11 protein-coding genes are annotated in these 12941 nt (G+C 68.6%); 4 read left to right on the forward strand and 7 right to left on the reverse strand.

Translation table 11 applies throughout. From position 1 onward, the window contains the following. The first annotated feature begins 55 nt into the window (after window positions 1-55). A complete protein-coding gene (locus ACFC1J_RS03875) occupies window positions 56-1123 on the forward strand; it encodes an ABC transporter permease (protein ID WP_375902604.1) in 1068 nt (355 codons plus the stop codon). A gap of 5 nt (window positions 1124-1128) precedes the next feature. Further along, complete coding sequence (locus ACFC1J_RS03880) at window positions 1129-1998, forward strand: ATP-binding cassette domain-containing protein (RefSeq protein WP_375902606.1); 870 nt, start codon at window positions 1129-1131, stop codon at window positions 1996-1998. A 72-nt stretch (window positions 1999-2070) separates the two neighbouring features. On the opposite strand, the gene ACFC1J_RS03885 is transcribed toward ACFC1J_RS03880, so the two are convergent. Beyond that, a complete protein-coding gene (locus ACFC1J_RS03885) occupies window positions 2071-3066 on the reverse strand; it encodes a LacI family DNA-binding transcriptional regulator (protein ID WP_375902608.1) in 996 nt (331 codons plus the stop codon). A 169-nt stretch (window positions 3067-3235) separates the two neighbouring features. Between ACFC1J_RS03885 and ACFC1J_RS03890 the strand changes: the two genes are divergently transcribed. Continuing rightward, entirely contained in the window at window positions 3236-4453 is a 1218-nt protein-coding gene (locus tag ACFC1J_RS03890) for a Gfo/Idh/MocA family protein (RefSeq protein ID WP_375902610.1), read from the forward strand. Window positions 4454-4477: 24 nt separating this feature from the next. Further along, window positions 4478-5485 (forward strand): sugar phosphate isomerase/epimerase family protein, encoded by a 1008-nt coding sequence (locus ACFC1J_RS03895; protein ID WP_375902611.1) that lies wholly within the window; start codon window positions 4478-4480, stop codon window positions 5483-5485. Window positions 5486-5559: 74 nt separating this feature from the next. Here the strand turns inward: ACFC1J_RS03895 and ACFC1J_RS03900 are convergent, their stop codons facing one another. From ACFC1J_RS03900 to ACFC1J_RS03925, 6 genes are all read right to left on the reverse strand, one after another. Next, window positions 5560-6426 carry a sugar phosphate isomerase/epimerase family protein gene (locus ACFC1J_RS03900; RefSeq protein WP_375902613.1) on the reverse strand — a complete coding sequence of 289 codons (867 nt, stop codon included), beginning with the start codon at window positions 6424-6426 and terminating at the stop codon, window positions 5560-5562. Between the two features lie 27 nt (window positions 6427-6453). After that, window positions 6454-7467 carry a Gfo/Idh/MocA family protein gene (locus tag ACFC1J_RS03905; RefSeq protein WP_375902615.1) on the reverse strand — a complete coding sequence of 338 codons (1014 nt, stop codon included), beginning with the start codon at window positions 7465-7467 and terminating at the stop codon, window positions 6454-6456. 20 nt (window positions 7468-7487) lie between these two features. Continuing rightward, window positions 7488-8438, reverse strand: coding sequence for a sugar phosphate isomerase/epimerase family protein (locus ACFC1J_RS03910; protein WP_375902617.1), 951 nt, complete (start codon window positions 8436-8438; stop codon window positions 7488-7490). A 30-nt stretch (window positions 8439-8468) separates the two neighbouring features. Next, window positions 8469-10382, reverse strand: coding sequence for a 3D-(3,5/4)-trihydroxycyclohexane-1,2-dione acylhydrolase (decyclizing) (gene iolD, locus ACFC1J_RS03915; protein WP_375902618.1), 1914 nt, complete (start codon window positions 10380-10382; stop codon window positions 8469-8471). Further along, window positions 10375-11298, reverse strand: coding sequence for a 5-deoxy-glucuronate isomerase (iolB, locus tag ACFC1J_RS03920; protein ID WP_375902620.1), 924 nt, complete (start codon window positions 11296-11298; stop codon window positions 10375-10377). Before iolB ends, iolD begins: the two co-directional genes overlap by 8 nt. A 96-nt stretch (window positions 11299-11394) precedes the next feature. Beyond that, the gene (locus tag ACFC1J_RS03925; RefSeq protein WP_375902622.1) at window positions 11395-12939 is read right to left on the reverse strand and encodes a CoA-acylating methylmalonate-semialdehyde dehydrogenase; all 1545 of its coding nucleotides are present in this window, start codon (window positions 12937-12939) and stop codon (window positions 11395-11397) included. Window positions 12940-12941: the final 2 nt, after the last annotated feature.

The raw sequence follows: 12941 nt of genomic DNA on the forward strand, positions 1-12941 counted from the left end.
CGGGCCGGTCGCAAGCCGCCCGCACCATCGGTCTTCCTCGACAAGGAGATCCGCAATGAGTCAGCAGCTCACACCGGCGACGGCGGGCGCAGCGCCCTCCGAATCCGCCAACCGCATCACGCGCCACTGGTCGAACCGGTTGCTCGCCCGCCCCGAGTTCGGTGCGGCCGTCGCCGCCGTCATCATCCTGGTGTTCTTCCTCATCATCGCGCCGTCGTTCCGGTCGGCGGACTCGATCTTCACGATCCTGTACCAGGCCTCCACCATCGGCATCGTCGCCGTCGCGGTCGGCATGCTCATGATCGGCGGCGAGTTCGACCTCTCCGCGGGTGTCATGGTCACCTCCGCCGGACTCTTCAACGCGCTGTTCAGCTACTACCTCGGCGTCAACCTCATCGTCGGCGCCGTCACATCCCTCCTCTTCGCCCTCGCGGTCGGCTTCCTCAACGGCTACCTCGTCATGAGAACGGGCATCCCGAGCTTCCTGATCACACTGGGATCGTTCTTCGTCCTACAGGGCGCCAACCTCGGCGTCACGAAGCTCGTGTCCGGCACGGTGTCCAGCCCCGACATCACCAAGATGGACGGCTACGCCTTCATGCAGACGATCTTCGCCGGATCCTTCCAGATCGGGACAGTGACCGTCTGGAACACGGTCGTCTTCTGGCTCGTCTTCGTGGCGCTCTCGGGCTGGGTGCTGCAGAGGACGAAGGTCGGCAACTGGATCTACGCGGTCGGCGGCAACGCGGCGTCCGCGCGCGCCGTCGGCGTTCCGGTCACGCGCGTGAAGATCGGCCTCTTCATGACCGTGTCGTTCCTGGCGTGGTTCGTCGGCATGCACACGCTATACCGCTTCAACACCCTGCAGGCCGGCAACGGTGTGGGCAACGAGTTCCTCTACATCATCGCGGCCGTCGTCGGCGGCACGTTGATGACGGGCGGCTACGGCAACGCGATCGGCGTCGCGATCGGCGCCTTCATCTTCGGCATGACCTCTCTCGGCATCGTCTACGCCGGGTGGGATCCCAACTGGTTCCGCAGCTTCCTCGGCGTGATGCTGGTGCTCGCCGTGCTGGTGAATCTCTACGTGAAGCAACTCTCGACCAAGCGGAAAGTGGGATGACCGCCATGACCGATGCACTGCACTCCGCGGCCCCGGCCGGAAGAGGCACCACACTGATCCAGATGACGGACGTCGGCAAGACGTACGGCGCCGTGCGCGCGCTCAAAGGGATCAACCTGCGGGTGAATGCAGGCGAGGTCACCTGCGTCCTCGGCGACAACGGCGCGGGCAAGTCGACCCTGATCAAGATCATGGCGGGCCTGCACGACCACAACGAAGGGGTCATGCAGGTCAACGGGGGCGAGGCCCACTTCTCCTCGCCCAGGGACGCGCTCGCCGAAGGCATCGCGACCGTCTATCAGGACCTCGCCGTCGTCGGCCTGATGGAGACGTGGCGGAACTTCTTCCTCGGCTCCGAACTCGTCCGCGGGAGGTTCCCACTCGCCGGCATGAGGATCCGCGACATGAAGGAGATCGCCGACACGGAGCTGCGCAAGATGGGCGTCGTCGTCAAAGACATCGACCAGCCCATCGGCACCCTCTCCGGGGGCCAGCGGCAGTGCGTCGCGATCGCCCGCGCCGTGTACTTCGGCGCCAAGGTCCTGATCCTCGATGAGCCCACTGCTGCGCTCGGAGTGAAGCAGTCGGGCGTCGTGCTGAAGTACACCGCGGCGGCCCGGGACGCAGGCCTCGGCGTCGTGTTCATCACCCACAACCCGCACCATGCGTACATGGTCGGAGATCACTTCATCATCCTCAAGCTCGGCCAGGCGGTGCTCGACAAGAAGCGCGAAGAGGTGGCGCTCGACGAGCTCACCCGTCAGATGGCCGGCGGGGACGAGCTCACCGAGCTCAGTCACGAGCTCAAGGAACTCGGCGGCATGACCAACGCAATCAAGACCATCGAGCAGGGAGCCTCGGCGCGGCGGGGCTGACCTCCCGCACACGGGGAAAGAGGGGGCGGCGGAGCTTCAGCGGGAACCTCCGCCGCCCTCTCGTCTTGAGGGCTATGCGCGGGGAGGAGCGGTCGTGCCCCGCACCACCAGATGCGGCTCGAGCGTACGGTGCACGGCCTCGTCCGTGGAGCCGAGGATCCGCGCCACCAGCAACCGCCCTGCCTCACGGCCGACCTCGACACTCGCATCGTCGACCGTGGTGAGATCCACCAGCCGAGCCGTGGCCAGCGTGGAATTGTCGTAGCCGACAATGGACAGCCGCCCCGGCACGTCGTAGCCGAGCTCGCGCGCCGCACCGAGCGCTCCGAGCGCCATCGTGTCGTTCGAGGCGAAGACCGCCGTCACCTCCGGCATCCGGCGCAGCACGTCGAGCGCTGCGCGATAGCCGCCCTCCTCCGTGGCGGCCACGGACGGCGCCGCCGCGAACCACGGCAGCCCCGCCTCGGCGATCGCGGACGCGGCACTGTCCGCGCGAGCCGCTCCCGCCCCTCCCCCGGACGGCAGATGAGCGATCCGCGTATGCCCGAGGGACAGCAGGTGGTCGATGGCGATCCGCGCCCCTCGCCGGTCGTCGTTCGCCACCGAGTCCGCCGCCATCGAATGCCGTTCGCGTGTACCGGCGATCACCAGCGGCGGGGCAGCCGGTCCGAGCAGCGCGTCGGGGACGTCCATCGCCACGACGATCCCGTCGAGCCCGCTCGAGAGCAGGCCGTCCACGGGATCCTCCGCCGTGGACGCGGTCGCGACATCCACGACGCTCAGCCGATACCCCTCGGACCCCAGGACATCGTTCAGGCCGCGTGCAAGATCCACGAACCAGAGGTTCGTGTAGTCGTCGATGAGCAGGCCGACGGCATTGGTGCGCCTCGACGCGAGCGAGGTCGCCGCGCGGCTCGGCCGGTATCCGAGGTCGAGGATCGCCTTCTCCACGGCCCGACGGGAAGCGTCGCTCACTCTCGGCGCGCCGCGCAACACCAGCGAGACCAACGATTTCGAGACACCGGCGGCCGCAGCCACGTCGTAGATCGTGGGCTTCGCCGACCTCATCTGCCGCTCTTCCATCTCGCAGTCATTCCATCACACCTCAAGATGATCCCTCCTATTGACAGGACATATGCACAAGATTACGCTCAAATCCATTGGAGCGCTCCAGCAAGCGCCCGGATCCCGCCGACGGGCCTCTCTCGAAACGTCGGCCCACCCCGAGAGGAGAACAATGAGCACGACCGACATCGGTGTCGCCGTCATCGGAGCAGGAATGGCGGGCAAGGCCCACGCCGCGGCCTACCGCAGCGCGACGACCCTCTACCGCGCGGCGCTCCCGCCTGTCCGCCTGGTCGCGATCGCCGACGCCTACGCCCCCGTCGCCGTCGACACGGCCGCGCGGTTCGGCTACGACCGGCACGAAACCTCATGGCAGGCGATCGTGGAGGCCGACGACATCGACGTGGTGTCGATCGTCGTGGCCAACGCACTGCACCGCGAGATCGCCGAAGCAGCGCTCGCCACCGGCAAGCACGTGCTCTGCGAGAAGCCACTCTCCGACACGATCGCGGATGCCGAGGCCATGGTCCGGGCGGCCGCGCGATCGTCGCGTCTCGCACGGGTCGGGCTCACGTTCCGCCGCTCCCCCGGCATCGCCTTCGTGCGCAAGCTCGTGCAGGACGGCACGCTCGGCCGGGTGTTCCACGTCAACGGCGGGTACTTGACCGACTACGGCTGTGACCCTCAGACGCCGATCAGCTGGCGGTACAAGGGGCCCGCCGGTTCCGGCGCCCTCGCGGATGTCGGCAGCCACCTCAGCTACCTCGTCGAGTTCGTCGGTGCTGCGGACATCACCGGCGTTCGCGGAGGGCACCTCAGCACGGTCATCGCCCAACGGCCCAAGCCGCTCGGTGCGATCTCCGGCCGCGGCAAGGTCGAGGTCTCGGACGAGCAGGACACGGTCGAGAACGACGACGTCGCGGTGTTCTCCGCCGACCTCGCGAGCGGCGCGACCGCGACCATGCAGGTGTCGCGCGTCGCGGCCGGCCACCCCAACACACTCACGCTCGAGGTCTACGGCGAGCGCGGAGCCGCACGCTTCGACTTCCGCAACCCCGGTCAGGTCGAGCTCTTCCTGCACGAGGCGGACTCCGCGACGTCGGGATGGCGAACCATCGTCCTGGGGCCGTCCCACCCGTACTGGCAGGGCGGCCTGCCCATGGACGCTCCCGGCGTCGGCATCGGCCAGAACGAGGGCTTCGTCTTCCAGGCCAGGGCCATGCTCGAAGAGGTCGCCGGTCTCAGCGAGGCGGAGTCGCTGCCCCGCAACGCGAGCTTCGCCGACGGCCTCCGCAATCTGCGCCTTCTCGAGGCGGCCTCGCAGTCCGCACTGGCCGGAGGAATCGCCGTGCCCGTTCCTGATCCCGCCGCCGCGTCCCTGACCGCCTGAACATCCAGAGAACAAGGAGCCACCATGCGACTCGGCGTCTACAACGCGATCCTGCACGACCGCACGCTACCCGAAGCCCTCTCCGTCATCGCCGACCTCGGCCTGACGGGCATCGAGCTGAACACCGGCGGGTTCCTTCCCGCCGCTCACATCCCCACGTTCGACGAGATCCTCGCGTCCGACACGGCGCGCGATGACTTCCTCGGCGCCTTCGAGGGGACGGGCGTGAGCCCGGCCGGCCTGAACTGCAACGGCAACCCCCTGCACCCCAACCCCCAGATCGGCGAGAAGCACGCGGAAGACGTCCGCCGTGCGATCCGCTTCGCCTCCCGCATCGGACAGCACCGTGTCGTGACCATGTCGGGTCTGCCCGGAGGCGAGCCGGGCGCGGCGCACCCCAACTGGATCGTCAATGCGTGGAACTCCGCCGCCCTCGATGTGCTCGACTACCAGTGGAACGTCGCAGCGGCGTTCTGGCGTGAGATCGACGGCCTCGCCGGCGATCACGACGTCAAGGTCGCCCTGGAGCTGCACCCGCAGAATCTGGTCTTCAACGCGGCCGATGTGCACAAGCTCGTCGATCTCGCCGGCGTCGCGCACGTGGGTGTCGAGCTCGATGCCTCCCACCTGTTCTGGCAGCAGATGGATCCGATCGCGGTCGTCCGCCACCTCGACGGTCTGGTGTATCAGGCCGCCGCGAAGGATGTGCGGGTGAACCCCGAGAATGCCGCGCTCTACGGAGTGCTCGACAACTCGTTCCGGCGCCTGTCGCAGGACGAGCCGCGGGTGAACCTCGGCGGCGACGAGTGGGCCAACGAGTGGCCCGTGGACTCCGCATGGGACTTCGTGGCGCTCGGCAAGGGTCACGACGTCGGGTTCTGGACTGAGTTCCTGCGCGCCCTGCACGGGGTCGATCCGGACATGTACGTGAACATCGAGCACGAGGATGTCTCCCTCGGCCGCATCGAGGGCCTTCAGGTCGCCGCGGCGGTGCTCAAGGAGGCGGACGCTGCGCTGACCGCGTCGCTCTGAGCGTCGTTCCCCGGAGACGCGAAGGCCGGGGCGCTGTCGCGGCGCCCCGGCCTTCGCGTTGCCCGCGGTGGTCCTCAGCCGATGAGCTCTCGCACCCGCTGAAGCTGGAACCGCGAGACGTCGTCCGCGTTCTCGTCCTCGGCGAACACATTGGACACGATGACAGCGTCTTCGCGATCCAGGTATCCGATCGCCCGGAGCGTGCCGAACAGCTCCTGCCAGTCCACGTCGCCGTCGCCGATGCGGAGGTGCTGGTGGATGCGGGCGGCGTTGCCGGGCGGGTTGGAGATGTAGCGCAGCCCGTGCGAACGACGGTGATCGAAGGTGTCGGCCGTGTACACGGCTCCGAGACGGTCCCCGAGTTCAGGGAGGAGGGTCGTCGCCCGATCCCCGTAGTGGAAGGTGTGGGACGCGACATACACGAAGCCGATTGCCCGGGAGTTGAGACCGCGAAGGACCCGCCACGCCTCCAGGCCGTCCTCGACGAAGTCGTCGGGGTGCGGATCGATGTTCAGGCGAAGCCCCTCGCGCTCGACGATGGGCAGCAGCTCTTCCATCGACCGGTAGAACGCCGCCTCGGAGTCCTCCTGATGGTCGGGGCGGCCGGAGAACTCGGTGTTGATGACCGGGACGCCGAGTTCCACGGCCAACTGGATGACGCGTCGGAAATTGCGCACCGCCGCTTCCCGCTGCGGCTCCTCCGGCCAGGAGATCCGCTGCACCGGCAGGATCGCAGGGATCCCGACGCCGGCATCCGCGGCCGCCTTCTTGAACCTCGCCACGAGGTCGTCATCGGCCTTCGGGTACCGGAAGAACGGCGAGAAGTCGACGTGCGGCGTCACCTGCAGGTGCTCGTAACCGAGTCGCGCGGCGATCTCGGGGAGCTCCAGCAGCGTGGCGTCGTGATGGTACGGCGTGGGGTCGAGAGCGATCTTCACCATGTCTTCTCCTCGATCACTGTGCTCGTGTCACGCATAGAACGCGGGACGCTCGGTGGCCTCGACCGCGACGACGCCGCCGCCGAGGGCCTTCACCCCCGCCTCGCAGGCGAGGGCGACACGGTAACCGTCCCACGCGTTGGGTCCGTCGACCAGGGTGCCGTCGTGCACCGCGTCCACCCACCGCTGGACCTGCTGGTCATAGGCCGCGGCGAAACGGGTCACGAAGCTGACGTGCTCAGCGACCGCGAACCGGCCGTCGCGCCATGTCTGCAGGCCCGCGGGCTGACCGATCCGCGCGAGCCCCTTCTCGAAGACCGCCTCGGTCGCGACCTGGTAGCCGAACTGCACGCTCACATTCATCTCGACGTCGACGAGCACGCCGTTCTCGAGCTCCATGAGCACGAGGATGGGCTCGCGCAGATGCCCGGGCGAAAGCGAATTGCGGCGCGGGTACTTGACCTCCACTGTCCTGACCGGAGAGCCCGCCAGCCAGGGAACCACGTCGAACTCGTGCACGACGGAGTCGTTGATGAGCATCTCCTGCGTGTAGCCGTCGGGCACCGACGGATTGCGGTGCGCGCACCGCAGCATCATGAGCGCGCCCGAATCCCCCGTCTCCACGAGGGAGCGCAGGGCCTGGTACTCGGCGTCGAAGCGGCGCATGAAGCCCACCTGGATGTGCGGGCGGTCGAGCTTCTGCTCGAGCTGGAGGATCTCCCACGAGGACGCGGAGTCCGGCGTGAGCGGCTTCTCGCACAGGATCGGCAGCCTCGCCTCCAGCGCGGGGACCAGGACCGGCTCGTGGAACCTGCCGGGCGTCGCGATGAGCACGGCGTCCACCGCGCCGGCCGCGATGGCGTCTTCGATCCGCGCGAACGTCCGGGCGCCCGGCGCGTTCTGCGCGGCAGCGGCGGCCCGGCCGGCGTCGGGCTCGACGATCGCCGAGACGGCGGCCCCGGAGATCCGCCGGGTGATGCGGGCGATGTGATCCGCGCCCATGAGGCCGGCGCCGACGACGCCGACGCGAAGGTCGTTGGTCATGTCATGTCTCCTGGAGGGGTTCAGTGCACGCGGGCGAGGTGGGTGCACGAGAAGATGTGCTCGCGCGTCCGCTGGGCGATCGGGAAGGGGCGGTCGACGTCGCAGCCGTACATGTCCTGCTCGACGATCGCGAAGATCTCGGAGTCGATCGCCGCCACCGCCTCGATGATCGGGGCGAGGTCGGGCACGCCCTGCGGCGGTTCGATCATGATCCCCTGGGCGACGGCATCCGCGAACGGCACGTCGTTCTTCAGCACGTCGTACAGGAGCGAGGTGTCGACCTGCTTGAGGTGCAGATATCCGATCCGGCCGGGGCGCTCCTCGATGAGCTTGACGTTGTCGCCCCCGTAATACGCGAAGTGACCGGTGTCCAGGCACAGGTTGGTGTACCGGGGGTCGGTCTCGTCGAGGAAACGCAGCACTTCACGGGTGGTGCCCACGTGGCTGTCGGCGTGCGAGTGGAACTGCTGCGCGACGCCGAACTCCTCGAGAAGCGCCTTCCCGAGGCGATCGTGTCCGGCAGCGAGCTTCTTCCACTGCTCGTCGCTGAGCGTGCGCGGCTCCAGCACCTCGCTGGTCGCATCGCTGCGCCAGAGGTCGGGGATGACGACGAGGTGCTCGGCGCCGAGCTGCGAGGCGAGACCTGCCACGGCCAGAGCCTGGTCCCAGGCCCGCTGCCACTGGTCGTCGCCCTTGTGGAAGCCCGTGAACACCGTGCCCGCCGAGAGCTTGAGTCCGCGCGAGCCAAGCTCGTCCTCCAGCTGGTGCGGGTCCGTCGGCAGATAGCCATAGGGGCCGAGCTCGATCCACGAGTAGCCGGCCGTGACGACTTCGTCGAGGAAGCGCTGCCACGGCACCTGCTTCGGGTCGTCCGGGAACCAGACGCCCCACGAGTCGGGGGCCGTGCCGACGCGAAGGCCGGCGCGCTCGGTCGTGGCGATGATGGCGTCTTCGGGAAGGGAATCAGTCATGGGTTTCTCCGAGGGGTGTTCTTTGTCGGCTCAGCCGAGGAGCGGTTTCTGATGGGCCTGCTGCTGGAGGTACTCCGCACGGGCCTGCTGCGTGGACGCGAGGGTGGAGACCTCGGGCACCGGGACGTCCCACCAGCCCGCGCCGTCGGGCGCGTAGATCTGCGGGTCGCTGTTGATGTGGATGAAGGTGGCCCGATCCGAAGCCTTGGCCTCGGCGACCGCCGCCCTGAGGTCATCGATCGCCGAGGCGCTCGGCGCGATCTCGATCACGTCCAGGCCGTAGCTGCGGGCGTTCGCCGCCAGATCGACCGGCAGGATCCGCTCGCCCTGGAAGTTGCGGGTCTGCGGGTCGTACTCGCGATACCAGGTCCCGAATCGCTCGGATCCGACGGTCTCGGAGAGATGTCCGATCGACGCGTAGCCATGGTTCTGGATGAGGATGACGATGAGCTTGATGCCCTCGGCGACGGCCGTGACCAGCTCCGTGTTCAGCATGAGGTAGGAGCCGTCGCCCACCATCACGATCACGTCGCGGTCGTCGCCGTCCGCGACGAGACCGCGCTTGGCCCCGAGGCCCCCGGCGATCTCATAGCCCATGCAGGAGAACGCGTACTCGACGTGGTAGCCGAGCGGATCGCGCACCCGCCAGAGCTTGTGCAGGTCGCCGGGCAACGATCCCGCGGCCTGCACGATGACGTCCGCCGGCGCCGAGGACTGCTGCACCGCGCCGATGATCTCCGGCTGTCCCGGGAGGGCGAGCCCGGAGGGCGCGAACGCATCATCGACGAGCCCGTCCCACTCCGCCTTCTCGCGCGCGACGAGCTCGGCGTACTCCGGGGAGACTCCGAAGCCTTCCAGCGCGACGGCCAGTTCGACGAGCGCCTCGCGGGCGTCGGCGATGACCGGGAGCTGGGAACCGTGCTTGTACGCGTCGAACGAGGCGACGTTGATGTTCACGAAGACGACGCCGGGGTTCTGGAACGCCGAACGGGAGGCGGTGGTGAAGTCGCTGTAGCGCGTGCCGATGCCGATGACGACGTCGGCCTCCGCGGCGAGCCGGTTCGCCGCGAGGGTGCCTGTCGCGCCGACGCCGCCGAGGTACTGAGGGTGGTCCCAGTTCAGCACTCCGCCGCCCGCCTGCGAGCTGCCGACCGGGATACCGGTCTCCTCGGCGAGAGCCTTCAGGCGGCCCTCGGCGCCGGAGTACAGCACGCCGCCTCCCGCGACGATGAACGGCCGCTTCGCGCCGCGGATCGCCGCGACCGCACGGGCCAGCACACCGCGCTCCGGCAGCGGCCGGCGGAGGTGCCACTCCCTGTCCTGGAGGAAAGCGACCGGCACGTCCAGCGCCTCGGCCTGCACGTCCTCAGGCAGCGCGATCGTGACCGCGCCCGTCTCGACCGGGTCGGTGAGCACGCGCATCGCGGCGAGCGCGATCGAGAACAGCTGCTCCGGTCGCTGCACGCGATCGAAGAATCGCGACAGCGGGCGGAACGCGTCCGTCACCTGGATGCCCAGGTCGTGCGGATGCTCCAGCTGCTGCAGCACCGGGTCTGCCACCCTGGTCGCGAAGGTGTCGCTCGGCAGAAGCAGCGCGGGCAGCCGATTGGATGTCGCCAGCGCCGCTGCGGTCAGCATGTTGGCGGCCCCGGGACCGACCGACGCCGCGGCGGCGTAGGTCCCCCGCCGACGGTGCATACGCGCATAGCCGACGGCCTGGTGCACCATCGCCTGCTCGTTGCGGGCCTGGAAGTAGGGCATGAGGTCGGGGCTCTCGACATTGGCCTGCTTCAGCGCCTGGCCGATGCCGGCCACGTTGCCGTGTCCGAAGATCCCGAAGACGCCCGGGATCGTGCGCTCGCGGATGTCGCCGTCCACCGTCCACTGGTGCGCGAGGAATTCGATCAGCGCCTGGCTGACCGTCATGCGCCTGGTCTCAGTCATCTGCGCCGGCCTTTCTGCTGTCGTTCGTGAAGGGAAGCCGGGGATCGAGCTCCTGCCCGTCCCAGCTGTCGCGCACCCACGCATGCGCGGGGTCGTCGCTGATCAGCCAAGCCCGTTCCGGATCCGGACCGGCCATCACGTTCAGGTAGTAGAGGTCGTAGCCGGGGGCGGCGACCGCCGGACCGTGGTAGCCGTAGGGCACGAGCGCGATATCGCCGGTGCGAACCATGGCATTGGTGTCGATCTCCCCCGCGGGGGACGCATAGGTGCTGAACATACCGAACGCGGCGCCCTCGTCGGCGGATGCCGCGGCCGTCCGCGCGGGTGCGGACTCGAAGTAGTAGATCTCCTCGAGGCGGGACTCGTGGCCTGGGACGTGCTCGTCGTGCTTGTGCGGCGGATACGACGACCAGTTCTCGGCCGGAGTGATCACCTCGCACACGATCAGGCGTGCGGCGTCCAGGGCCTGAGGCGTCCCGAAGTTGTGCACCTGCCGGCTCGACGCGCCTCTGCCGCGCAGCTCGACGGGCGTCTCGGCCGCGGCGATGTACCGCCAGGGGCGCCGCTCCGTCGTCGGGGCTTCGGCGACGGCCACACGGCCACGGCCGCGGATCTCCGCCGTCGTGCCGGCCGGCAGGTAGAGCACGTCGGTCGGCCCCGCGAACACCGAGGGCCGCCCCTGGAGCTGCGTCTCCTCCTCACCCAGATGGTGGCGATGGGTCACCGTGAACGATCCGACGAGCGGAACGACGATCCGCTCGAGGGCCGCCCCCTCGAGGGCGAGGTGATCGCCGTCGATGATTTCCGCGATCCTGATGCCGGTGTGCTGCCAGCCCGGGGTCGTGGCATCGACGACGCTCTCCCAGCCGTCACGGCGGAGCTCGCCGCGACGGTGGAACCAGCGCTGTTCATTCATGTCGTGCTCTCGTGGGTCGATGTGCCAAGGGGAGGACCGCCGTAGCCGCGAGTCCCCAGCTCGCGGCTGCGGAGCGTGGTGCCGGTGCGCGTCCGATCAGTCGTTCTGCGGGAAGCCGAGGTTGATGCCGCCGTGAGCGGCGGGATCCAGCCAGCGGCTGGTGATGGCCTTCTCACGGGTGAAGAAGTCGAAACCGTGCACGCCGTACGCCTTCGCATCGCCGAACAGCGACTTCTTCCAGCCGCCGAACGAGTGGTACGCGACAGGGACGGGAATCGGCACATTGATACCGATCATGCCGACCTGCACCTCGTTCTGGAACCGGCGGGCCGCGCCGCCGTCGTTCGTGAAGATCGCGGTCCCGTTGCCGAACTGCCCCGAGTTGATGAGGTCGAGGCCCGCGTCGTACGACTGCACCCGCACGACCGACAGCACAGGGCCGAAGATCTCCTCGGTGTACGCGCGCGAGGTCGTGGGGACGTTGTCCAGCAGCGTCGGGCCGAAGAAGAACCCGTCCTCCGCGCCCTCCACCGAGAACCCGCGACCGTCGACGACGACGGTCGCACCATCGGCCTCGGCGATGTCGACGTACTCCGACACCTTCGATCGGTGGACGTCGGTGATGAGCGGCCCCATGTCCGGCTCGGGCGTGGATGCGCCGTTCCCGATGCGCAGGGTGCCGATGCGCTCGGCCACCTTCGCGATGAGTTCGTCGGCGACGGGCTCGACGGCGAGCACCACCGAGATCGCCATACACCGCTCCCCCGCGGCTCCATAGCCGGCGTTGATCGCCATGTCGGCGGCGAGGTCGAGATCGGCGTCGGGGAGAACCAGCATGTGATTCTTCGCACCGCCGAGGGCCTGGACGCGCTTGCCGTGCTTCGACGCCGTCTCGTAGATGTACTGCGCGATCGGCGTCGACCCGACGAACGAGATCGACTGCACGACCGGGCTCTCCAGCAGGCCGTCGACGGCGAGCTTGTCGCCCTGCAGGACGGTGAAAACGCCGTCGGGGAGGCCCGCCTCCTGCCACAACCGGGCCATCCACAGTGCGGCGGACGGATCCTTCTCGGAGGGCTTCAGCACGACCGCGTTGCCAGCCGCGATCGCGATCGGGAAGAACCACATCGGCACCATCGCCGGAAAGTTGAACGGGCTGATGATCCCGACGACGCCGAGCGGCTGCTTGAGCGAATACACATCGATGCCGGTCGACGCGTTCTCGCTGAACGCGCCCTTGACGAGGTGCGGGAAGCCGGTCGCGAGCTCCACGACCTCCTGGCCCCGCAGGATCTCCCCCATCGCGTCCGAGAGCACTTTGCCGTGCTCGGCGGTGATCAGCTCCGCCAACTCGCCCTTGCGCGCGTTCAACAGCTCGCGGAACGCGAACAGCACGGCCTGGCGCTTCGCGATCGAGTATCGCGACCAGACCTCGAAACCCGCACCCGCCGATGCGATCGCGGCGGCGATGTCCGTCTCGTCGGCGAGTGCGACCTCGGCGCGCACCGCGCCGGTCGCCGGGTTGTACACGGGCGCGGTGCGTCCGCCCGCGGGCACGACGGCCGCGCCGTTGATCCAGTGCCCGATGATGGCGGGCGTCTGCTCCGCCTCGATCGCGGGCGACGTCTCAGTGATGCTCATGC

This window comes from Microbacterium sp. NPDC056052 (genome assembly GCF_042266785.1).
Classification (GTDB): Bacteria; Actinomycetota; Actinomycetes; order Actinomycetales; family Microbacteriaceae; genus Microbacterium.

Coding starts and splice junctions, on each gene's coding strand:
- ACFC1J_RS03890 (WP_375902610.1), top strand. CDS start 3,236: ATGAGCACGACCGACATCGGTGTCGCCGTCATCGGAGCAGGAATGGCG.
- ACFC1J_RS03895 (WP_375902611.1), top strand. CDS start 4,478: ATGCGACTCGGCGTCTACAACGCGATCCTGCACGACCGCACGCTACCC.
- iolB (WP_375902620.1), bottom strand. CDS start 11,298: ATGAATGAACAGCGCTGGTTCCACCGTCGCGGCGAGCTCCGCCGTGAC.
- ACFC1J_RS03925 (WP_375902622.1), bottom strand. CDS start 12,939: ATGAGCATCACTGAGACGTCGCCCGCGATCGAGGCGGAGCAGACGCCC.
- ACFC1J_RS03875 (WP_375902604.1), top strand. CDS start 56: ATGAGTCAGCAGCTCACACCGGCGACGGCGGGCGCAGCGCCCTCCGAA.
- ACFC1J_RS03900 (WP_375902613.1), bottom strand. CDS start 6,426: ATGGTGAAGATCGCTCTCGACCCCACGCCGTACCATCACGACGCCACG.
- ACFC1J_RS03880 (WP_375902606.1), top strand. CDS start 1,129: ATGACCGATGCACTGCACTCCGCGGCCCCGGCCGGAAGAGGCACCACA.
- ACFC1J_RS03910 (WP_375902617.1), bottom strand. CDS start 8,438: ATGACTGATTCCCTTCCCGAAGACGCCATCATCGCCACGACCGAGCGC.
- ACFC1J_RS03905 (WP_375902615.1), bottom strand. CDS start 7,467: ATGACCAACGACCTTCGCGTCGGCGTCGTCGGCGCCGGCCTCATGGGC.
- iolD (WP_375902618.1), bottom strand. CDS start 10,382: ATGACTGAGACCAGGCGCATGACGGTCAGCCAGGCGCTGATCGAATTC.
- ACFC1J_RS03885 (WP_375902608.1), bottom strand. CDS start 3,066: ATGAGGTCGGCGAAGCCCACGATCTACGACGTGGCTGCGGCCGCCGGT.